General features: G+C 41.3%; 21 protein-coding genes. 15 read left to right on the top strand and 6 right to left on the bottom strand.

Going from position 1 to position 21,846, the window contains the following annotated elements; translation table 11 throughout:
- Positions 1-31: 31 nt before the first annotated feature.
- Positions 32-445, top strand: coding sequence for a GNAT family N-acetyltransferase (locus ABEQ24_RS14160; RefSeq protein ID WP_430007384.1), 414 nt, complete (start codon positions 32-34; stop codon positions 443-445).
- Positions 446-687: 242 nt separating this feature from the next.
- Here ABEQ24_RS14160 and ABEQ24_RS14155 read toward each other — a convergent pair whose 3' ends face one another.
- Complete coding sequence (locus ABEQ24_RS14155) at positions 688-873, bottom strand: YlaF family protein (protein WP_430007383.1); 186 nt, start codon at positions 871-873, stop codon at positions 688-690.
- Positions 874-1,013: 140 nt separating this feature from the next.
- On the opposite strand from ABEQ24_RS14155, the gene typA reads away from it, so the two are divergent.
- The 3 genes from typA to ABEQ24_RS14140 are packed head-to-tail and all read left to right on the top strand — an operon-like array spanning position 1,014 to position 3,500.
- Complete coding sequence (gene typA, locus ABEQ24_RS14150; RefSeq protein WP_070879026.1) at positions 1,014-2,858, top strand: translational GTPase TypA; 1,845 nt, start codon at positions 1,014-1,016, stop codon at positions 2,856-2,858.
- Between the two features lie 37 nt (positions 2,859-2,895).
- Positions 2,896-3,219 (top strand): YlaH-like family protein, encoded by a 324-nt coding sequence (locus tag ABEQ24_RS14145; RefSeq protein ID WP_070879027.1) that lies wholly within the window; start codon positions 2,896-2,898, stop codon positions 3,217-3,219.
- Entirely contained in the window at positions 3,216-3,500 is a 285-nt protein-coding gene (locus ABEQ24_RS14140) for a hypothetical protein (RefSeq protein WP_430007382.1), read from the top strand. Before ABEQ24_RS14145 ends, ABEQ24_RS14140 begins: the two co-directional genes overlap by 4 nt.
- Positions 3,501-3,508: 8 nt before the next feature.
- On the opposite strand, the gene ABEQ24_RS14135 is transcribed toward ABEQ24_RS14140, so the two are convergent.
- Entirely contained in the window at positions 3,509-3,940 is a 432-nt protein-coding gene (locus ABEQ24_RS14135; RefSeq protein ID WP_430007381.1) for a hypothetical protein, read from the bottom strand.
- On the bottom strand, positions 3,940-4,140 hold the full coding sequence (locus ABEQ24_RS14130) for a YlaI family protein (protein ID WP_430007380.1): 201 nt from the start codon (positions 4,138-4,140) through the stop codon (positions 3,940-3,942). The genes ABEQ24_RS14135 and ABEQ24_RS14130 overlap by 1 nt, the downstream gene beginning before the upstream one ends.
- A gap of 179 nt (positions 4,141-4,319) precedes the next feature.
- Between ABEQ24_RS14130 and ABEQ24_RS14125 the strand changes: the two genes are divergently transcribed.
- Complete coding sequence (locus ABEQ24_RS14125) at positions 4,320-4,775, top strand: pyridoxamine 5'-phosphate oxidase family protein (RefSeq protein WP_430007379.1); 456 nt, start codon at positions 4,320-4,322, stop codon at positions 4,773-4,775.
- 52 nt (positions 4,776-4,827) lie between these two features.
- Here ABEQ24_RS14125 and ABEQ24_RS14120 read toward each other — a convergent pair whose 3' ends face one another.
- Positions 4,828-5,436, bottom strand: coding sequence for a YhcN/YlaJ family sporulation lipoprotein (locus tag ABEQ24_RS14120; protein ID WP_430007378.1), 609 nt, complete (start codon positions 5,434-5,436; stop codon positions 4,828-4,830).
- A gap of 171 nt (positions 5,437-5,607) precedes the next feature.
- Here ABEQ24_RS14120 and ABEQ24_RS14115 point away from each other — a divergent pair, with 171 nt between their 5' ends.
- Entirely contained in the window at positions 5,608-6,936 is a 1,329-nt protein-coding gene (locus ABEQ24_RS14115) for a PhoH family protein (protein WP_430007377.1), read from the top strand.
- 35 nt (positions 6,937-6,971) lie between these two features.
- On the opposite strand, the gene ABEQ24_RS14110 is transcribed toward ABEQ24_RS14115, so the two are convergent.
- Complete coding sequence (locus ABEQ24_RS14110) at positions 6,972-7,466, bottom strand: peptidyl-prolyl cis-trans isomerase (protein WP_430007376.1); 495 nt, start codon at positions 7,464-7,466, stop codon at positions 6,972-6,974.
- A 119-nt stretch (positions 7,467-7,585) separates the two neighbouring features.
- Here ABEQ24_RS14110 and glsA point away from each other — a divergent pair, with 119 nt between their 5' ends.
- The 5 genes from glsA to ABEQ24_RS14085 all read left to right on the top strand — a co-directional run bounded on the left by glsA (position 7,586) and on the right by ABEQ24_RS14085 (position 15,460).
- Complete coding sequence (gene glsA / locus ABEQ24_RS14105) at positions 7,586-8,515, top strand: glutaminase A (RefSeq protein ID WP_430007375.1); 930 nt, start codon at positions 7,586-7,588, stop codon at positions 8,513-8,515.
- A 124-nt stretch (positions 8,516-8,639) separates the two neighbouring features.
- The gene (locus tag ABEQ24_RS14100; protein WP_070879036.1) at positions 8,640-8,921 is read left to right on the top strand and encodes a YlaN family protein; all 282 of its coding nucleotides are present in this window, start codon (positions 8,640-8,642) and stop codon (positions 8,919-8,921) included.
- A 277-nt stretch (positions 8,922-9,198) separates the two neighbouring features.
- A complete protein-coding gene (locus tag ABEQ24_RS14095) occupies positions 9,199-10,401 on the top strand; it encodes an FtsW/RodA/SpoVE family cell cycle protein (protein ID WP_430007374.1) in 1,203 nt (400 codons plus the stop codon).
- 75 nt (positions 10,402-10,476) lie between these two features.
- Positions 10,477-13,920: a pyruvate carboxylase gene (gene pyc, locus ABEQ24_RS14090; RefSeq protein ID WP_430007373.1), complete on the top strand. Its 3,444-nt coding sequence runs from the start codon at positions 10,477-10,479 to the stop codon at positions 13,918-13,920.
- 118 nt (positions 13,921-14,038) lie between these two features.
- Entirely contained in the window at positions 14,039-15,460 is a 1,422-nt protein-coding gene (locus tag ABEQ24_RS14085) for a cryptochrome/photolyase family protein (protein WP_430007372.1), read from the top strand.
- A gap of 295 nt (positions 15,461-15,755) precedes the next feature.
- Here the strand turns inward: ABEQ24_RS14085 and ABEQ24_RS14080 are convergent, their stop codons facing one another.
- A complete protein-coding gene (locus ABEQ24_RS14080; protein WP_430007371.1) occupies positions 15,756-16,697 on the bottom strand; it encodes a COX15/CtaA family protein in 942 nt (313 codons plus the stop codon).
- Between the two features lie 571 nt (positions 16,698-17,268).
- On the opposite strand from ABEQ24_RS14080, the gene cyoE reads away from it, so the two are divergent.
- The 4 genes from cyoE (at position 17,269) to ctaE (ending at position 21,846) form a co-directional block, all read left to right on the top strand.
- Positions 17,269-18,141 (top strand): heme o synthase, encoded by an 873-nt coding sequence (gene cyoE / locus ABEQ24_RS14075; RefSeq protein ID WP_430007440.1) that lies wholly within the window; start codon positions 17,269-17,271, stop codon positions 18,139-18,141.
- A 97-nt stretch (positions 18,142-18,238) separates the two neighbouring features.
- Positions 18,239-19,318, top strand: coding sequence for a cytochrome c oxidase subunit II (gene coxB / locus ABEQ24_RS14070; protein ID WP_430007370.1), 1,080 nt, complete (start codon positions 18,239-18,241; stop codon positions 19,316-19,318).
- Positions 19,319-19,351: 33 nt separating this feature from the next.
- Complete coding sequence (ctaD, locus tag ABEQ24_RS14065; RefSeq protein ID WP_430007369.1) at positions 19,352-21,223, top strand: cytochrome c oxidase subunit I; 1,872 nt, start codon at positions 19,352-19,354, stop codon at positions 21,221-21,223.
- Entirely contained in the window at positions 21,223-21,846 is a 624-nt protein-coding gene (gene ctaE, locus ABEQ24_RS14060) for a cytochrome c oxidase subunit III (RefSeq protein WP_133311293.1), read from the top strand. The genes ctaD and ctaE overlap by 1 nt, the downstream gene beginning before the upstream one ends.

Here is a 21,846-nt window from a genome sequence, read left to right as displayed (position 1 = left end):
CCGTCCATTTGAAGATTCGGACTATCCCTTTTTGGCAGAACTGATATGTTCAAGCGAAACGTGGCAAAAAGAAGAGTGCAGACCAGATGAAGCAGAAGAGTATAGGACATCTTATAAAATGTATAACGGCAACTGGCTTGTCTGGATGAAGTCAAATGAAATGATAGGCATCTCGTTTCATCTTGATTGGGCTCCCTCTAATGAGAAACCGTGGATTGGAACGGTCCTGATCGATCATCAGCACCGGAAACAAGGCATGGGCAAAGAAATAATCGGCCAGATATCCGCTGTATTAAAACAGGATGGGCACAAAGCAATCTTTGCCGGCTGTCCGGCATCCAGGCTTGACTGGCTGCAATTTCTCGGAATCTGCGGATTTGAACAGCTTAAATCTGAAAAAGATACACATGGAAAAGAGTATATAATCTCAGTAAAACCTGTATAGCCCCTTTTAAAGGGGTTTTTATGCGGATAAGAACAAAAGCGCAAGCGCCTTGGTCAGATCCGACAGGCAGATAAGAATCCGACAGAAAAGTCCGGGTTTGACTTTATTGGCGGATTCGTTCTGACCGAGGATCTAGGCGCTTCCGCTTGCCGTGGATAACTTTATTTTATTATCCACAACCTATTCCCTTTTATAATTTCTTAAACAAATAAAAAAAATCGGAGACATAGCTCCGATTTTTATTAAAGAATACCTTTATCGCGCATTTTCTTTTTTGCTGAAAATCCAAAGCCCATTGCTGCAATAAGGGCAAGAATAGAGATCACGATGCCTAATATACTTCTTTCACCAACTGCAATGCCGACGCTAACCATCGATCCGGCTGCAATGAATGCTAAAAGAAAGAAGATCCATTTTCCAGATTTCATCTGATTTTTCATCCCCTTCCATAACCGTTTGGACAGCAATTTTTGCCCCATTTATCAGTTTACATAAAATGATTCCTTTTTTCTATAAAAGTTTGTGGTATAATACATAAGGTTATTTTAATTTTTTAGGAGATGAAAATGTGAAACTTCGAAATGATATTCGAAACATTGCTATTATTGCCCACGTAGACCACGGAAAAACGACTCTTGTCGACAAAATGCTTCATCAGGCAGGTACGTTCCGTGCGAACGAACAAGTTGCTGAAAGAGCGATGGATTCCAATGATTTAGAGCGCGAGCGCGGAATTACGATCTTAGCAAAAAATACGGCAATTAATTATAAAGATACACGCATCAACATCATGGATACACCAGGACATGCCGACTTCGGCGGCGAAGTTGAGCGCATCATGAAAATGGTTGACGGCGTATTGCTTGTTGTTGACGCTTATGAAGGATGTATGCCTCAAACACGCTTTGTTCTTAAAAAAGCGCTTGAGCAAAACTTAACGCCAATCGTTGTTGTAAACAAAATCGACCGTGATTTTGCCCGTCCAGAAGAAGTAGTAGACGAAGTTCTTGATTTATTTATTGAACTTGATGCCTCAGAAGAGCAGCTTGAGTTCCCGGTTATCTTTGCTTCAGCTATGAACGGAACAGCAAGCACAAGCCCGGATCCGGCTGATCAGGAAGAGAACATGGTTTCATTGTTTGATTCAATTGTTGAGCACATTCCAGCTCCTGTTGATAACACAGATGAGCCTCTTCAATTCCAGGTAGCATTGCTTGATTACAATGACTACGTTGGACGTATTGGAATCGGACGCGTATTCCGCGGAACAATGGAAGTAGGACAGCAGGTTTCATTAATGAAAATCGACGGTTCTTTCAAAAACTTCCGTGTAACAAAATTATTCGGTTTCCAGGGCTTAAAACGCGTAGAAATTGAAAGCGCAAAAGCGGGAGATCTAGTGGCGGTTTCCGGAATGGAAGATATCAACGTCGGGGAAACAGTTTGCCCTGTTGAGCATCAGGAAGCATTGCCGATCCTTCGCATTGATGAGCCTACTCTTCAAATGACATTTGTTGTAAACAACAGTCCATTTGCAGGCCGTGAAGGAAAATATGTGACTTCACGTAAAATTGAAGAGCGTTTAATGTCTCAATTGCAGACTGATGTTAGTTTGCGCGTAGAAAACACAGAATCTCCGGATGCATGGATCGTTTCAGGCCGCGGAGAGCTTCATCTTTCAATTTTAATCGAGAACATGCGCCGCGAAGGCTATGAGCTTCAAGTATCTAAACCTGAAGTTATCGTAAAAGAAATTGATGGTGTAAGATGTGAGCCTGTTGAGCGCGTTCAAATTGATGTTCCTGAGGAGCATACTGGTTCTGTTATGGAATCAATCGGTGCCCGCAAAGGTGAAATGCTTGATATGATCAACAACGGCAACGGTCAAGTCCGTTTAATTTTCAACGTGCCTGCACGCGGATTAATCGGCTACTCTACAGAATTCATGTCAATCACTCGCGGATTCGGGATCATTAACCATACCTTTGACAGCTACCAGCCAATGCAGCCTGGTCAAGTTGGAGGACGCCGTCAAGGTGTGTTAATCTCTATGGAAAACGGAAAATCAACAACTTATGGTATTCAAGGTGTTGAAGACCGCGGAATCATTTTCCTTGATGCTGGTAAAGACGTGTATGAAGGCATGATCGTCGGAGAACACAACCGTGAAAATGATCTTGTTGTCAACATCTGCAGAATGAAGCAGCAAACAAATATCCGTTCTGCAAATAAAGACCAAACAAGCACAATGAAAAAACCCCGCATCATGTCTCTTGAAGAGTCTCTTGAATACTTGAACGATGATGAGTACTGTGAGCTTACACCGACTTCTATTCGTTTAAGAAAGAAAATTCTTGATAAAAATGAGCGCGAAAAACAAGCTAAGAAGAAAAAATTAGCTGGCTTGCTGTAAGAGATAACCCTAGACATGCAATGGAGGGGAACACGGGATGAACGTTTACGAAAGTATGTGGCCGGTTGCGTATGCCATTTATACGGCAACTGAACCTGATACTCAAATGGGGGCAAATATTTTATACTTGGTCATTCTCGGATTATCAATTGTCGTATTTAAGCTGGGGTTTGCTAAAAAGCTGCCTCTCTTAAAGGCAATTGTTATCTATTTGTTCTTAATGTTCGGGTGTACAGTTTTAACCTTTTTAGGTGCATTTCTTCCTGTGGCAGAAGGACTTATTGTTGCAGCACTCATCTTAATCATCTATAAGATTCGTCTGCACCAGTCCAAAAAAGCTGAGCGGAATGCTGCAACATGAGATCTCTCCAGGACTCGCTTTATAATTGGCTCTCCATTAAAGTTGTAGCGGATGCCCGTCCTGAAGATACTGCAGCAGTTGATACATTCAGGCTGTTTGATGAATTGCTTAAAGAAAACCATGATCTTGCCGATGTTCACGTTCACAAAGATGATGTCATGTATCTTGTCAGCTTCACACTGAATGGCGAGACAAAATCATTCAGGTTTCCGGTGGAATTAATCGACAGTATGATTGATCAGATTGAGGCAGAACCTGAAAAGTATCAGAACTACAAATAAAACACCTCTTAATGAGGTGTTTTTTTGTGCATAATATGAGCTGATGCAGCCATTGCAGCCGCAAAAAGAATGTGCCCGGATGTCCACCATGTAAGTGCTGCAAAGTCGTCTATAGCCGGAGTCTCTCTTACAGCAAGGATCGTTAAAGGGAAATATAATAAAACAGCAGGCAGAGTCAGCACAAATGCTGTCAGCCATCTATTCGTCTGTGATGTGACAGAAAAAAAGGTTAATGTGAAAACATATAGAACTCCAATTACGACAGCTACAGTCAAATGGAGGACAAATTCAATAAATTCAGGGAGGGGCTCTTTGTAAATAAAATCAATGTTAAGCAAAAGCACGTAGACTTTTTCTCCGCTGACTAATTCAGCAGATTTTAAAAAAAGACCAAGAACAGTCCCGCTGATCAGGCCAATAAGAGCTCCCCTCTTAACCACTACCAGCTATCCTCTGTTTTTTTATCTCTGTACAATCTGAAATTACCGGTATTTGCACGTTCAATTGTCCGGTTTTCAATTCTTAAATCGCACTCATTGCACATATACGTATGAATCGGGCGGTTTCTCAGCCTCTTCGCCTGAAGCGTTTCGTCATTTATGGTTTCTACTTTATCGCATAAAACACATTTTACTCTCATGGTACACCTCATCATTCTTTTTCTGAAAATTGTTTTTAAAATTAGCTGTTAAATGTTTATAATAGGTGATAAACCTTTTTATAAGGCTCTTTTCTTAAACTTTGTTCCGCTTTTCGTTGTGGTAAGCTATTTAAAAAAAAGGTATGATAGCATTATACAACTTTAATGGAGGGAAGAAAATGGCTAATAAGGTAGAAACAAAATTGATTCAGCCTTTGTTTGACAATCTCCAAAAAGAAAGATTTGCTGTTTTTGCAACTCTTGATCATGAAACAGGGTCACCGAACGTATCAGCCGTATCATGGGTGTATGCCCCTGATTTAGAACGAGTTTACCTGGCTGTCGATAATCGGTCCAGAATTGTTGAAAACGTAAAAAAACATCCTGCTGCGGTTATTACGCTGCTTGCAAATGAGTCTACATATTCTATAAATGGCCATGCCCATATCAAAATTGAAAAACTCGAGGGTGTCCCATTAAAACTTGCATTAATTGAAATTAAGATATCTGAAGTCCGTGATGTCATGTTTTACGGGTCGAAAATATCTGCCGAACCTGCATATGAAAAAACATATGATGAAAAAGCAGCAGCAAAGCTTGACAGTCAGGTGTTAGAAGCAATGAAAAAAGCTTAGATTTGGAAATCTAAGCTTTTTTTCAATCTGATTTTAGACGGAACGGAAGCTGTCAGTTCTGATTTAAATGATTTTCTGACTGATCTTCCTGTTCCCGGTCAAGCTCTTTTTGCTCTTTCTTGTTCAGCTGGTCATTATCTTGCTCTGTTGGTCTGTTTCTTTGATTATTCAGCATATCACTTGGAATTTCAGGCATGACGCGGCCGACGATTGCGGCAAGCTCGTCAAGGATGCCTCCAACCGGCTGTCCCTGCTGAAGATCTTTGCCCATTTCGCGCAGACGGACTGTAGTATCCGCATCAGCGATAATGACAGCATTTGCCCCGTAAGGATCATGCTGAATGCTTTCTGCCACCGCGTATTTAATTGACTCAACTTTGTTGCGGTCAAGTTTTGAATTTACATCTATGCCGACAACTGCATATTTGCCCAGTACAACGGCGCTGACATCATTTACACCAGGTACACGTCCTGCAAGGTTGACAAGGCGCTTTGAAATTTGTTCGCCTGATTTTTTTTCTACAGGTTCATTTACTGTGTTTCTTACATTAATTGGTTTTCCATTGTGATCTTCCGGTGTGTCGCCTTGTGAACCCTGATTTGCTTGGCATCCTGATAGCGCGAGCAGAATAAACAGTGCTGAAAAAACAAAGCTGCGCATGAAATCACTCCTTTTTTGACCATGCTTTTTAATTTTATTGTCTAATAAATCTTCTATCTTTATGCACCAATTCATATATTTTAGCAACGCTTCAATTACAGCTTGATTATCTTCGTCTGACTTTTACATGCAAAACACTATAAAAACCTGAACTGGGTAGGAGGCGGAAGGTTGAGTAAAATCTATGTTTTGGATACGAATGTCTTACTGCAAGATCCGAATTCCATTTTTTCTTTTGAAGAAAATGAAGTAGTGATTCCGGCAGTCGTTCTTGAAGAAGTCGATTCAAAAAAGCGTTACATGGATGAAATAGGACGAAATGCAAGACATGTTTCCAAACTGATTGATAGCCTGCGGCTGATTGGAAAGCTTCATGAAAAAATTCCTTTGCCAAGCGGCGGATTTTTGAGGATTGAGCTGAATCATCGCTCATTTCATGAACTTCAGGAGATTTTTATAGAAAAAACAAACGATAATCGTATTCTTGCAGTGGCGAAAAATCTTTCAATTGAAGAGGAAACAACAGAGAACGGTCGGCCGGTCATCCTTGTGAGCAAGGACACATTGGTCAGGGTAAAAGCGGATGCGATCGGACTGCTGGCTGAGGATTTTCTAAGCGACAGGGTAGTTGAAATTGACAGAATCTATACAGGCTATCTTGATTTGTATATAAGCGGTGAAGATTTAAACAGATTTTATGAGAAAAATGAATTGATTTTGTCTGAAGTGACAAATCATCCATTCTACCCTAATCAATTTGTCATCATGAAAAATGCGCTAGGCGGATCTGCTTCTGCAATCGGATGTGTTGATAAAACAGGAAAAAAGGTAAAGAGGCTCGTATTTGATCACGATCACATTTGGGGAATACGTCCAAGAAATGTTCAGCAGACGATGGCGATGGAGCTGCTTCTCAGAAATGACATGCCTCTGGTCACATTAATCGGAAAAGCAGGCACCGGGAAAACGCTGCTCGCTTTAGCTGCAGGTCTGATGCAGACAGAGGATTTAGGGACGTTCAAAAAATTGCTTGTTGCAAGACCAATCGTTCCCGTCGGCAAGGATATTGGCTATCTTCCTGGTGAAAAACAGGAAAAACTAAGACCGTGGATGCAGCCGATTTATGATAATTTAGAATATCTTTTCAATGCGAAAAAACCTGGTGAGCTCGATGCTATTTTAGCAGGCATGGGATCAATAGAAGTTGAAGCGCTGACGTATATTCGCGGCAGAAGTATTCCTGAGCAGTTCATTATCATTGATGAAGCTCAGAACTTAACGAAACACGAAGTAAAAACGATTTTGACAAGAGTAGGGGAAAAAAGCAAAATTGTCCTAATGGGAGATCCTGAGCAAATCGATCATCCTTATCTTGATGAATACAATAATGGCTTAACCTATGTTGTGGAGAAGTTTAAGGATCAGTATATTGCGGGGCATGTCAGATTAGTAAAAGGGGAGCGCTCCGGCCTTGCTCAGCTTGCAGCAGATTTATTGTGATAGATGGGAAAAGCCGCTGTCATCAGCGGCTTTTTTTACTCAATAATAATTTCTTTTATGTTTGTTACAGGATTATCGCGGTTCCTGCCATCTCCGTAATAGAGAGTAACGGGTCCTTCGTCAGTAAGAGGTTTACCATTCTTGCTGAATCCAAGGATAAGGGCTGAAGCTTCCTCAAGCGGCATTCTTACGTCGCCTTGCCGGGTTTTAAATACAGCATATTGTGCTGAGTCAGCAGGCTCCGCATTTTTTAGGAATGGAAGAAACGGTATACCAAACGTTCCATTCAAGATTTTTTCTTTTTCAGTTCGCTTATGATTTTTGTTTTCTGGGAGCTTTGCTCCTTCGCGGATTTCCTGGTCCCAGTGTTTTGAGACTGCTTTAGTGTACTCTTCCAGTTCGTTCCGTTCTATTTTGAATTCATCAAAATAAACGGTCAGATCGACTTTTCTGTCATCAAATATCCATACGCCTGGGTCCAGTGTAATTGGAAAGGCAATATTTCCTTTTATCAAAATGATAGAATCCATTGCTGCACGTCCTTTCATTAAAAGTATAAGCGCTTTCTGTGAATTTGTCATGGGGGACATTGGCGTGGCGGTTTTTGGGCAAACTAACACCTCATACTGAATGAAGAGGTGAACAGACCATGCCATGTCAAACCAGCGAAGAATTGGCTGAGCTTGTCAGCATTGCAAGGGAAGTGACGAAGGAAGGCAAGATTGCCGACTATATTCCTGCACTGGGTGAAGCGGATCAAGGTGATTTATCCGTTGCGATTTATCATGTTGAAAATACTTGCATGTCAGCGGGGGATATTGAAAAAAGCTTTACCCTGCAAAGCATATCAAAAGTGCTGACGCTTGCTCTAGTACTGATGGATCACGGGGAATCCTATGTATTTGATAAAGTGGGCATGGAACCGACTGGAGATCCGTTTAATTCGATCGTCAAGCTTGAAACTCATGAAAATCAGCGGCCGCTGAACCCGATGATTAATGCAGGCGCACTTGCTGTTACAAATATGATTAAGGGGTCTGACAAGGAAGAAAAACTATCCCGCTTTTTAACTTTTACAAAAGAATTAACCTTCAATCAGGATATTAAAGTCTGTTCAGAGATCGCTTCTTCTGAATTTGAAAACGCCTGGCTGAACAGATCTCTCTGTTATTATATGAAAAAAGACGGCATCGTTGATGGTGATGTAGAGGATTTAATTGATTTATATTCAAAGCAGTGTGCAGTACAAATGCACAGTCTCGATCTGGCGAAAATCGGGGCAGTTTTCGCCCTTGACGGCAAACACCCTCAAACAGAAAAACAAATCATACCCAAAGATATTGCGAGGATCTGCAAAACGTTTATGGTGACATGCGGCATGTACAATGCTTCTGGAGAGTTTGCAATAAAAGTTGGAATCCCTGCTAAAAGCGGAGTGTCCGGCGGTATTATGGGAATCGTGCCCTATCATTTTGGAATCGGAATTTTCGGTCCTTCTCTTGATAAAAAAGGGAACAGCATTGCGGGTATAAAACTGCTCCACCTTTTGTCTGAAAAATATGAATTAAGCATTTTCTGATGCAGCTTTGTGCGGGAACAAGTTCAGTTATGAATACCACCTTGTTTTTTCTTGATTTTTTACTGCTTTCCCTATAATATTAATAGATAGATTAGGGTAATCGCTCGGGAACGGAGGGGTTCAATTGGCGTCTGAGATTGCGATTGATCATCGAGAAAAAGCACTTGCGCTCTTAAAGGCAGATGCTGATAAAATTACGAAGCTGATTCAAGTCCAAATGGACAATTTGACGATGCCTCAATGTCCTCTTTATGAAGAGGTTTTAGATACACAAATGTTTGGACTATCAAGAGAAATTGATTTTGCTGTAAGGCTTAATCTGATTGATGAGCGTGAAGGCAAAGCCATCCTAGACACACTCGAAAGAGAAATGTCGGCATTGCACGAGGCGTTCACAAAGAAATAACCATAAAACTCAAACTGTTTAATTAGACAGTTTGAGTTTTTTTATAAAGCTCACTAGTCATTAAAAACGGCAAAAAACAACAGCCTTGTATAGATACCAGAACAAAAGACCTACATACTTTTATAACTTGTTTACGCACGTTTGCCGGGTTACCATAAGGCGTGCGTCCGGAAGATGAAAACAAAATGGAAGGAATTTGCGCTTTAATCTAGAATTTCTAACTAGGAAAATAAAATCATCCAGAATGCAGCAACAAGTCACGATAGGAAGCGATAAAATGATAAAAAAAATTCTCAAATCATATGATTATTCACTCATACTTGCTGTTATTCTCTTATGCGGGTTTGGTCTTGTCATGGTGTACAGCTCAAGTATGATTTCTGCGGTTGCCAGGTGGGGCTATACAAGCGATTACTTTTTTCAAAGGCAGGCAATCTTTATTGCAATTGGGTTTGTAGTCTTAGCGGCAACTATGTTCTTTCCTTACAGAGCTTATTTAAGTCCTTTTATTATCAGGGGAGTAGTTATGCTTTCCATCCTGATGCTCCTTGCTATTTTCGTATTTGGTTCCGTTGCAGGCGGCGCAAGAAGCTGGTTTTCCCTGTTCGGCTTTAAAGTGCAGCCGGCAGAATTCGTGAAACTGAGCGTTATCTTGTACCTTGCAGCCGTGTACGAAAAAAAACAATCATATATTGATCATTTTGGAAGAGGCGTGCTGCCTCCGATTATTTTTACAGGTTTTATCTGTGTATTGATTATTCTCCAGCCGGACATAGGCTCGGCATCAATCATTGGGATGATCGCTCTTTCGATGGTCTTATGTTCAGGTCTCGGCATGAAAAACATCTTTAAGCTCATTATCTTGGGTATTGCAGGTCTTGCTGCAATCAGTCCGCTTCTTTTGCTGAAATGGGACAAGATTTTTACAACGGAGCGCATCAGCCGGTTTGTCGGATTTATGGATCCATTCGGAGATGCGAAAGACTCAGGGTTTCACTTGATCAATTCTTATTACGCCATTGGTTCAGGTGGCCTGACGGGGCTTGGTCTCGGGGAAAGCGTACAAAAATACGGTTATTTGCCTGAATCGCACACAGATTTTATTCTGGCGATCATCTCTGAAGAACTGGGGATTTTTGGAGTGGCTTTTGTCCTGATCCTTCTTGCTTTTATCGTGCTGAAAGGTTTTCACATTGCAAGAAACTGTGAAGATGCATTTGGCACGCTGCTTGCCATTGGCATTTCAAGCATGATTGGAATCCAGACAGCTATTAACGTTGGCGGTTTAACAGGTCTTCTGCCAATTACAGGAGTTACTCTTCCATTTATTAGCTACGGAGGCTCCTCCATGATTCTATTGATGCTATCAATGGGGCTTCTCATTAATATATCAATGTTTATCAAATACCGGGCGAGTTATCAGAAGACTGAACAGAAGCCGGTAAGTGAAACACACAGCAATACGGTTCCATTTCAATAGAATAAAAGTGTTATACTAATTATAAATGTGTTATACTTTTAGTAGTGTAATTGATGAAGCTTAAGGGGGATTCCTATGTCGCAGAAAAACATTCAGAAAATACTTGTAGCAAACCGGGGTGAAATTGCCATCCGTGTATTCCGTGCCTGCACGGAGCTTAATATCAGGACGGTAGCCATCTATTCTAAAGAAGATTCAGGCTCGTTTCACCGTTACAAAGCAGATGAAGCATACATAGTAGGCGAAGGGAAAAAACCGATAGATGCTTATTTAGATATCGATGGCATTATTGAAATTGCTAAAGCCAATCATGTGGATGCCATTCATCCCGGCTATGGATTTTTATCAGAGAATATTCATTTTGCTAGAAGGTGTGAAGAAGAGGGAATTATTTTCATTGGTCCTAAATCTAAGCACCTTGACATGTTTGGGGACAAAGTGAAAGCAAGAAAGCAGGCAGAGCTTGCAGATATTCCTGTCATTCCAGGCAGCAGCGGTCCTGTGCAAAGCTTAGAGGATGTTGTCGATTTTGGCCGCGAAAATGGTTATCCTTTCATTATTAAGGCTTCACTTGGAGGCGGCGGACGCGGCATGAGAATTGTGCGCAGCGCTGCAGCTGTTAAAGAATCCTATGAACGGGCCAAATCAGAAGCAAAAGCTGCATTTGGCAGTGATGAAGTATACGTTGAAAAGCTTATTGAAAATCCTAAGCACATTGAAGTCCAGATTATTGGTGATGAACACGGCAATATTATTCATTTGTATGAGCGGGATTGTTCTGTGCAAAGACGTCATCAAAAAGTGGTTGAGGTCGCTCCAAGTGTCTCTGTAGATGAAAAATTAAGACAGGACATTTGTGATGCGGCTGTTAAGCTGATGAACAAAGTTGAATATGTGAATGCAGGCACAGTGGAATTCTTAGTTGCGGGTGGAGAGTTTTACTTCATTGAAGTTAACCCCCGTGTTCAAGTAGAGCATACGATTACCGAAATGGTTACAGGAATTGATATCGTTCAGACTCAAATTATGGTTGCAGAAGGCTATCCTCTCCATGGCAAAAAAATTGGCATACCGGAACAGGATCAAATCAGAGTAACGGGCTATGCCATTCAATCAAGGGTTACAACAGAAGATCCATTGAATAATTTTATGCCTGATACCGGCAAAATTATGGCATACCGCTCAGGAGGAGGTTTCGGAGTAAGGCTAGATGCCGGAAACGGATTCCAGGGAGCTGTTATTACGCCGCATTATGATTCATTGCTGGTTAAGCTTTCAACACAGGCGCTGACATTTGAGCAGGCTGCCGCAAAAATGATCCGGAACTTAAGAGAATTCAGGATCAGAGGGATTAAAACCAATATTCCTTTTTTAGAAAATGTGATTAAACATGAGAAATTCATGTCCGGTGAATACGATACATCTTTCATTGATTCATCACCAGAGCTGTTCGTATTTTCAAAGAAAAAAGACCGCGGAACAAAAATGCTTTCCTACATTGGAAATGTAACAGTTAATGGCTTCCCGGGCATTGAAAAGAAAAAGAAGCCGGTTTTCGATAAGCTCTACATTCCAAAAGTAAAACTTTCCGAACCGGTTCCAAACGGAACAAAGCAGATTCTTGATGAACAGGGTCCCGAAGGTCTTGTGAGATGGCTGAAAGAACAAAATGAAGTGCTGTTAACAGATACAACATTCCGTGACGCACATCAGTCCCTGCTTGCAACACGTTTAAGAACGAATGACATTAAGCATATCGCTGAACCTACAGCAAGGCTTCTTCCTAATTTATTTTCACTGGAAATGTGGGGCGGAGCAACATTTGATGTAGCATACCGCTTCTTAAAAGAAGATCCGTGGGACAGACTGCTCACAGTCAGAAAGCAAGTTCCAAATATCCTCCTGCAAATGCTTCTTCGTGCATCTAACGCAGTGGGTTATAAAAATTATCCGGATAATGTCATTGAAGAATTTGTTGAAAAGTCCGCATATGCAGGAATAGATGTTTTCCGTATTTTCGACAGCCTGAACTGGGTTGAAGGAATGCGCCCTGCAATTGAAGCGGTCAGAAAATCAAATAAAATTGCCGAGGCTGCGATTTGCTATACAGGAGATATTTTAGACCCTTCCCGCCGGAAATATGATCTTGAATATTATAAAAATCTGGCTAAAGAACTGGAAGAATCAGGATCTCATATATTGGGTATTAAGGATATGGCAGGTTTGCTTAAGCCTCAGGCCGCTTATGATCTGATTTCTGCTTTAAAAGAAACGATTTCCATTCCAATTCATCTTCACACACATGATACGAGCGGAAATGGCATTTTCACATACGCCAAAGCAATTGAAGCCGGTGTCGATGTGGTGGATGTAGCTTTGAGTTCTATGTCCGGATTAACTTCACAGCCGAGCGCCAATTCTCTCTACCATGCCCTGCAAGGAATGGAGCACCGGCCAAAAGCCGATATTGAAGCATTAGAAGAACTGTCTCAATACTGGGAAGGCGTGCGCCATTATTATCAGGATTTTGAGAGCGGTATGAATTCGCCTCATTCAGAAGTGTACATGCATGAAATGCCAGGCGGACAATACAGCAATCTTCAGCAGCAGGCAAAAGCTGTTGGACTTGATGACCGCTGGAACGAAGTAAAAGAGATGTATCGCCGCGTAAATGATATGTTTGGAGATTTAGTCAAGGTAACGCCTTCTTCGAAAGTAGTCGGCGACATGGCCCTCTTCATGGTCCAAAATCATTTAAGCGAAGATGATATTTATGAGCGCGGAGAAACACTTGATTTCCCGGATTCTGTTGTTGAATTATTTGAAGGATATCTCGGACAGCCTCACGGCGGTTTTCCAAAAGAACTTCAGCGCATTATATTAAAAGGACGCGAGCCGATTTCGGTCAGACCTGGTGAACTGCTTGAGCCGGTCAATTTTGGTGCATTAAAAGAAGAGCTGTTCCATAGCTTAAACCGACAAGTAACAAGCTTTGATGCGATTGCTCATGCCCTTTATCCAAAAGTGTTTATGGACTATGCAAAGACATTTGAACAGTTCGGGGATATTTCCGTTCTTGATACACCGACATTCTTATATGGAATGAGACTTGGCGAAGAAATTGAAGTTGAAATCGAACAGGGAAAAACGCTGATCGTAAAACTTGTATCTATCGGTGAGCCTCAGCCTGACGGAACACGCGTCGTCTACTTTGAATTAAACGGCCAGCCCCGCGAGGTTATTATCCGTGATGAAAACATTAAAGCGACGATTACTGCGAAAATGAAAGCAGATAAAGGCAATAAAGATCATATTGGTGCGACAATGCCTGGCACGGTCATCAAGGTTTTGGTTGAAAAAGGCGAAAAAGTCAGCAAGGGCGATCATTTGCTCCTGACTGAAGCAATGAAAATGGAAACAACCGTTCAGGCACCTTTCTCAGGAACAATCAAGGATATTCATGTATCAAACGGCGAAGCCATTCAAACTGGAGATTTATTAATTGAAATCAGTCATTAAAAGACAGCCTCCGGGCTGTCTTTTTGTTTTGGTTTAACATGCATTTGCAGCATACAAAAACCCATCCATTCTTTCATAATTGACTTGAACTCGCTATGATTTAGAATGAGGTGAAAAAATGAAAACAGCGGCAGTTTGGTTTCGCAGGGATTTAAGACTTCAGGATCATACAGCTCTTTCAAATGCGCTGAAGTGGGCAGAAAAGAATGATGCAAGATTGTTATTGTTTTTTCAGCTGAATCCTCACTTTTTGAGTGACAGCTTAGATAAGCGGCATCAGTATTTTTTCCAGACATTATCTTTATTCATGAAAGAATGTGAGAGGAAAAACATTGCCTTTCACCTTTTATCAGGAGAGACAGATAAGGTCTTTGCTTTTTTACTAGATAACATTCCCGAGATTGAGATGTTTTTTTTCAATGAAGATGAAACGGGCTACGGAAAAAAACGCGATGATAAGGTCATAAAGTTAATTCATGGTAAAAATAGAAAAGCCTATACGTTCCAGGATCATTTTCTTCACGGTGCACATGAAGTGAAAAAGCAGAATGGAGAGTTTTATAAAGTTTTTACTCCTTATTACAGGGCGTGGAGAAAGCTTGATAAGAGCAGGCCTCTCCAAATAAATGTAAAGACACTTGCTGAACACGCTGTCAGGTTTGAAAAATTAATTGCAGAGGGAAGCCGCGAGCTTGAAGAAATAGCTGGAGATTTTAAAATACGGGAGGACATAGGAGAGGCAGCTGCTTTAATATCGTTAAAACATTTCACTGCCGATCGATTAGTGGATTATCATAAAAAAAGGGATTTTCCCGCTTTAAACGGGACAAGCAAGCTTTCCAGGTATTTAAAAACGGGAGCCATTTCTATTAGAACGGCTTATCATTATATTTCTCAGATTGAGGGAAATCAGGACAGCGGCAAGGAAACCTTTCTAAAAGAACTTGCCTGGAGAGATTTTTATAATATGGTCTATGTCCAATTTCCAGACAGTGCGGTTGAAGAAGCAGATGAACGATACCGCAATATAAACTGGAGCAGAAATAACGAGCGGTTAAAAGCCTGGTGCGACGGTAAGACTGGTTTTCCAATTGTAGATGCGGGAATGCGGCAGCTGAACGCTGAAGGCTGGATGCATAACCGGTTAAGAATGATTACTGCCTCTTTTTTAACGAAGGATTATCTGCTCGACTGGCGCCTGGGGGAAGAATTTTTTGCGGAAAAGCTAGTAGATTATGAGCCTGCATCCAACATCGGCGGCTGGCAGTGGGCCGCTTCAGTCGGTACAGATGCAGTGCCTTATTTCAGAGTGTTTAATCCAGTCACACAGTCAAAAAGATTCGACCATGATGGAGAATACATCCGGAAATATGTACCGGAACTAAAAGATGTCGATGCCAAATTCATTCACGAACCTTGGAAAATGAATGAAGATCAGCAGAAACAGGCGAACTGCAGGATTGGTGAGGACTATCCTGCGCCTGCAGTTGATCACAGCGAGCAAAGGAAAAAAGCGATTGAAATGTTTAAGGGGATGTAAACAAAAGACGCGAGCTGAAAGTTTAATAAATAATAACAGTAATTTAGCATACCGTTTGGTGTGCTTTTTTATTTTGAGAAAACAAAGCAGGGCTAGGAAGGAAGTCACTTCATTGGAAAAAGAGGAGGAAAGTGGAATCAAATCATCTCTTTTAAAATCAAAAACCAGCGGAGATGCGTTTTATGGAAGTCATAAACTTTTGATAAGGCTGGAGATAACAATTAATCGCAAAAAAGCCAGCCGATAGGAGTTGGCTGGCTTCGTCATACTATTTAAGGAAAAGAAAAACCCCAATTTAGATTACTTTTTTATTCTCTTTGTTCATTTGTGCTTCTCGGTTTATTTTGTTTCTGCTGATAAGCAGGATGAAGTAGCTCAGAACACCGAAAAGACAAGAGATAATTAATGCATGGGCAAGTGCAACAGCTAAATTTAAACCTGTCAGCACTACAAGCGCACCGGAGATTACTTGCAAGGAAATAAGGGCAAATGCAATCATCCAGCCGTAATAAACGATTTTTTGATGTTTATAGTATTTAAAGGCTTTGTAGGCAGCTATTGCCACCCAGATAAAGATTAACGCGGCAGCAAATCTGTGGCCCATCTGAATCCATTCATGCAGTGTAGCCGGAAGACCATAGGGCCTGTTGCTGCACATTGGCCAGTTCGGACATGCAAGACTTGCTTCTTTATGTCTAACAAAAGCTCCTGTATAAACAACTAGATAGCAGTAAGAGATAATGCCGATCATATGAAACTTCATTCTTTTATCAATAATCAAGGATTCTGTATCGAACTTCTTATCTACTTCAAAGATAAGCAAAGTAAGAAGCAGAACAGACGCAAATGATATGAGCGATATGCCGAAATGCAGTGCAAGAACGGCATCAGACTGTCCCCACTTAACTGCAGCAGCGCCAATTAATGCCTGCAGAATCAGGAAAAAGAAAGATAACCCTGCAAGAAATTTTGTCTCGCGTTTATGTCCAATCATAATCCATGAAGAAACAGCTAAAAGAAGGACGAGAATACCGGCTAGTCCGCTGACAACCCGGTGACTGAGCTCAATTACAAGCTCCGGGGTAATCTCAGACGGAATCAGTTCACCGTGGCAAAGCGGCCAGGAATCACCGCATCCTGCTCCAGATTCTGTTTTTGTAACTAAAGCTCCTCCTAATAGTACGAGAAGCATAACGATAGTTGTGAGCACGCCTATACCTTTTAATGCTCGCTGCAAGATGTTCACCTTCTTATTCGTAAGTATGAGTATGATCTTAATCGACAAAAAATGAGCTAGTGCGCGTAAAATATTGGCGGCTGTCTCTGCCGATCAGGCAACAAAAATATGACGGATATCATTTCTGTTTATTATTGTAAGAAAACAGGCACATTAAAAAGGAATTATATGGGTGGCTCTTTCACGCATGTTTTTTCGCAAAAGATTCCATAATCTATAAAAAATTCCTAATAGTTATGATAGAATGTTATCGTGGTCAAAAAGTTATGCCATCATTTTTTAGAGTATCAGTGAATGGACAGCATTTCAATTAATTAACCTGCGCTGCTCATCTGCTTCACAATTTCGACATAACTTCTTCATAATTTGTTCACAAAAATTTTGCTGATTATGGTTTAATATCAAGAAGGAAGCATTTTGTAAATATTGTTTTATTTAGTATGATATAGAAAGTCTCCATCATACAGCCGATTCTTTTTATTAGAAGCAGAATGGAAAAGGAGGTCTATATAACGTGCCTGATTCAAGGACCTTATCAGAAACACATCTAAGCGGAACCCGGCCTGAAGAAATCCGCGAGACGACAGCTCTAAAAGACTTTCTTAGTCTTATAAAGATGGGCATTGTCAATTCGAACATGATTACTACCTTCACGGGACTGTGGCTGGCCTTGCATTTTACAGGACAAAGCTTCCTGCAGAATATAGATAGTGTTTTATTTGTATTACTTGGTTCTGCATTAATTATTGCTGGTTCTTGTGCAATCAATAATTTTTATGACCGTGATATTGATCATATCATGGAAAGAACGAAAATGAGACCGACAGTTACTGGGAAAATGAACCCAATTCAAGCTTTATGGATTGGTATTTTATTGCTTACGTTCGGCTTTATTCTTTTGCTGATGACAACTGTAACGGCTACGTTAATCGGGTTGATCGGCGTAATTACATACGTCTTTTTATATACAATGTGGACAAAACGCCACTATACACTGAACACTGTTGTAGGCAGTGTATCGGGAGCCGTTCCTCCTCTTATCGGCTGGGCTGCAATCGATGCAGACCTGAGTGTGACAGCTTGGGTATTGTTTATGATCATGTTCATATGGCAGCCGCCGCATTTTCTTGCACTTGCAATGAAAAGAGTGGAAGAATACCGGGCTGCAGGCATTCCGATGCTTCCGGTGGTTCATGGTTTTGCCATTACAAAAAGGCAAATGATGGTTTGGGTGATCTGTCTTCTGCCTTTGCCGTTTTACTTATTTCAGCTTGGGGTTTCTTTCATTATTCTTTCAACCGCTTTAAATATCGGCTGGCTGGTGCTTGCTTTGTCAGGCATGAAAATGAAGGATGATCTGAAATGGGCAAAGTGGATGTTTATTTATTCACTGAATTACTTAACGATCCTTTTTGTGGCGATGGTACTTTTCACGATCAACTAGGTTAGGAATTCTTTCTTTTAGGAATTTACATAGAAGGAATTATCAATTCCTGTGATTTGCGGGAATTAATTTACTGAAAGAGGGGTTTGATTTAGCTATGGAAAAGAGGCTGACAAAATTACGTCTCGTTGCCATTTTTGCAATGTTGACACTTGTCTTAGCCGGCTGTGGTGAACCATATCTTTCCGCTCTTCAACCAGCTGGTGAAGTTGCGGATATGCAGTACTCATTAATGGTGCTGAGTACGCTCATCATGGTCATTGTAATCGCAGTCGTAACTGTGATCTTCATTTATGTAGTTCTGAAATTCAGACAGCGCAAAGGTGAGGAAAATAAAATTCCTGAGCAAGTAGAGGGAAGTCATAAACTTGAAATCATTTGGACTGTTATTCCTATTCTTTTACTACTTGTGTTAGCGGTTCCAGTAGTATCTGCTACATTTGAACTTGCAGATGTGAAACCAATGGAGAAAAAGGACCGCAAGCCTGAAGATGCGGTTGTAGTTAATGTCAGAGCGAATCTTTACTGGTGGGAATTCGAATATCCTGATCATGGGGTTATCACGAGCCAGGATTTAGTTGTTCCAACAGATGAAAGGGTTTACTTTAATCTGATTGCCTCTGATGTTAAACATTCATTCTGGATTCCTTCAGCAGGCGGCAAAATGGATACAAACACAGAGAACATAAATCAGTTCTGGCTTAATTTTGACAGCAAACGTTCAGAAGAAGCTGGTGAATATTTTTACGGGAAATGTGCTGAGCTTTGCGGCCCTTCACATGCTTTAATGGATTTTAAAGTGAAAACAAAATCCCGCGAAGAGTTTGATCAGTGGGCTGAAGAAATGAAAAATGCCAAAGCAGTTGCATCTTCAGATTTAGCTAAACAGGGTGAAAAGTTATTCCAGGAAAAAAGCTGCATCGGCTGTCATGCTGTGACACCTGTTGATGAGCGTCCTGAACAGGCAAGAACAGCTCCAAACTTAGCTAACTTCGGAGAGCGCACGAGAGTAGCTGGCATTTTGCCTCATGATAAAGAAAATATCAGAAACTGGCTGAAAGATCCTGAACAGTACAAACCGGGAAACAAGATGACAAAAACGTATCCTGAGCTGAATGATAAGGAACTTGATGCACTTACTGAATACTTAAGCGGCTTAAAAGTCGAAACGAAGTAAGATGTCTCAGCAGATTAAAAGGGAGGTAACACTGTGAGTACGTTAACTCAGAAAAAAGGGTTCGGCGCTGTTCTTTGGGACTATTTAACAACAGTAGACCATAAAAAAATCGCCATCCTTTACCTGATTTCCGGCGGCTTCTTCTTCCTCGTAGGTGGATTAGAAGCGATGCTTATAAGAATTCAGCTCGCTGTGCCAAATAACGATTTTATCGCAGCCGGCCTTTACAACGAGATTTTAACCATGCATGGCACGACCATGATTTTCCTTGCAGCCATGCCGCTCATCTTCGGTTTTATGAATGCGGTCGTACCGATTCAGATCGGAGCTCGTGACGTTGCATTTCCATTTTTAAACTCACTTGGTTTTTGGCTGTTCTTCTTTGGAGGACTTTTCCTGAACCTGAGCTGGTTTTTAAATGGAGCGCCTGATGCAGGCTGGACGAATTACGCTTCACTTGCACTGAACTCTCCTGGCCATGGAGTAGATTTCTATTTGCTTGGACTTCAGATATCAGGATTTGGTACACTGATTGCGGGTATTAACTTCCTTGCAACAATCATTAACATGCGTGCTCCTGGTATGACTTACATGCGCATGCCGTTGTTCACTTGGACAACATTTGTAGCTTCAGCACTTATCCTATTTGCTTTTCCGCCGCTTACAGTTGGTTTAGCAATTATGATGTTTGACCGTGTATTCGGCACTGGATTCTTTGTTCCGGAGCTTGGAGGAAATACGATTATCTGGGAGCATTTATTCTGGATTTTCGGACATCCTGAGGTATACATCTTAATTCTTCCGGCTTTCGGGATTTTCTCGGATGTATTGCCGCATTTCTCGAAAAAGCGTTTATTCGGATACTCTTCAATGGTATTCGCTACTGTATTAATCGGATTTTTAGGGTTCATGGTGTGGGCGCATCACATGTTCACAACGGGACTTGGACCAATTGCAAATGCAATCTTCGCAGTAGCAACAATGGCGATTGCCGTTCCAACTGGTATTAAAATTTTCAACTGGATGTTTACAATGTGGGGCGGAAGCATCCGCTTTACAGTGCCGATGATCTGGTCAGTTGCTTTCATTCCTACGTTCGTTATGGGCGGAGTAACAGGAATCATGCTTGCAGCTGCACCGACAGATTATCAGTATCATGATACCTATTTCGTTGTTGCCCATTTCCACTATGTTATTGTAGGCGGAGTTGTTATGGGATTATTCGCTGGCCTGCACTACTGGTGGCCGAAAATGTTCGGCAGAATGCTCGGCGAAAAACTTGGTGTTGTCACTTTTGTATTGTTCTTTACGGGCTTCCATTTAACGTTCTTTATCCAGCATTTCCTTGGATTGATGGGAATGCCAAGACGTATTTTTACTTTCCTGCCTGGACAGGGACTTGAAACGGGTAACCTGATCAGTACGGCTGGTGCATTTTTGATGGCTGCAGGAACAATCGTATTGCTTTACAATATCGTTATTTCTTCTATTAAAGGAGAAAAAGCAGCAGGAGATGCCTGGGGAGATGGACGCAACCTTGAATGGGCTGTATCATCACCTGCACCGGAATATAACTTTAAACAAACACCGCTTGTCCGCGGTCTTGACGCTTTGTGGGTTGAAAGAATGGAAGGAAACAAAGGCATGACTCCTGCTGAACCGCTTGGAGACATCCATATGCCTAACGGTTCCATCCTGCCGCTGATCATGTCATTTGGATTGTTTGTTGCAGCATTCGGATTATTGTATCATGCGGATTATGCATGGGGAGTACCGGTTATCATTGTCGGATTCTTAATTACACTTGGATGTATGTTCCTTCGTTCAATCATTGATGATCACGGTTATCATATTCACAAAGAAGATTTAATGAATGATGATAACGATAAGGGGGTTAAGGCATAATGCATGTTGAGGAAAAATTAACAGCTGAAACGTTCCCTGCCTCACCTGAAAAGGCGACCCTTGAAGGCAAAAATAAATTTTTAGGCTTCTGGCTTTTCCTTGGGGGAGAGACGGTCCTGTTTGCTTCTCTGTTTGCTACGTTTTTAGCTTTAAGAGATTCAAATAACGGCGGAGCGACTACTCAGGAAATGTTTGAACTTCCGCTTGTATTTGCAGCAACCATGCTTCTTTTAACAAGTTCGCTTACAAGTGTATACGCCATGTATCACATGAAGAACTTTCAGTTTAAAAAGATGCAGCTTTGGATGGGAATCACTGTCCTTTTAGGAGCAGGCTTCCTTGCCCTTGAAATTTATGAGTTTAATCACTATATTCATGAATTTCATTTCACAATGACTAGCAGTGCACTTGGTTCGGCTTTTTACACGCTTGTTGGAACACACGGTGCCCACGTGGCATTCGGTCTTCTGTGGATTACGACATTGATGGTCCGCAATGCAAAAAGAGGACTCAACTTATACAACGCACCAAAATACTACGTTGCAAGTTTATACTGGCATTTCATTGACGTTGTATGGGTGTTCATTTTCACGGTTGTATACTTAATGGGAATGGTGGGATAA

The sequence above is a fragment of the Metabacillus idriensis genome (genome assembly GCF_050483325.1).
In the GTDB taxonomy this organism is placed as follows: domain Bacteria; phylum Bacillota; class Bacilli; order Bacillales; family Bacillaceae; genus Bacillus_P; species Bacillus_P idriensis_A.
The sequence above is the reverse complement of the archived record's forward strand: the minus strand, read 5'-3'. Positions and strand labels throughout refer to the sequence as shown.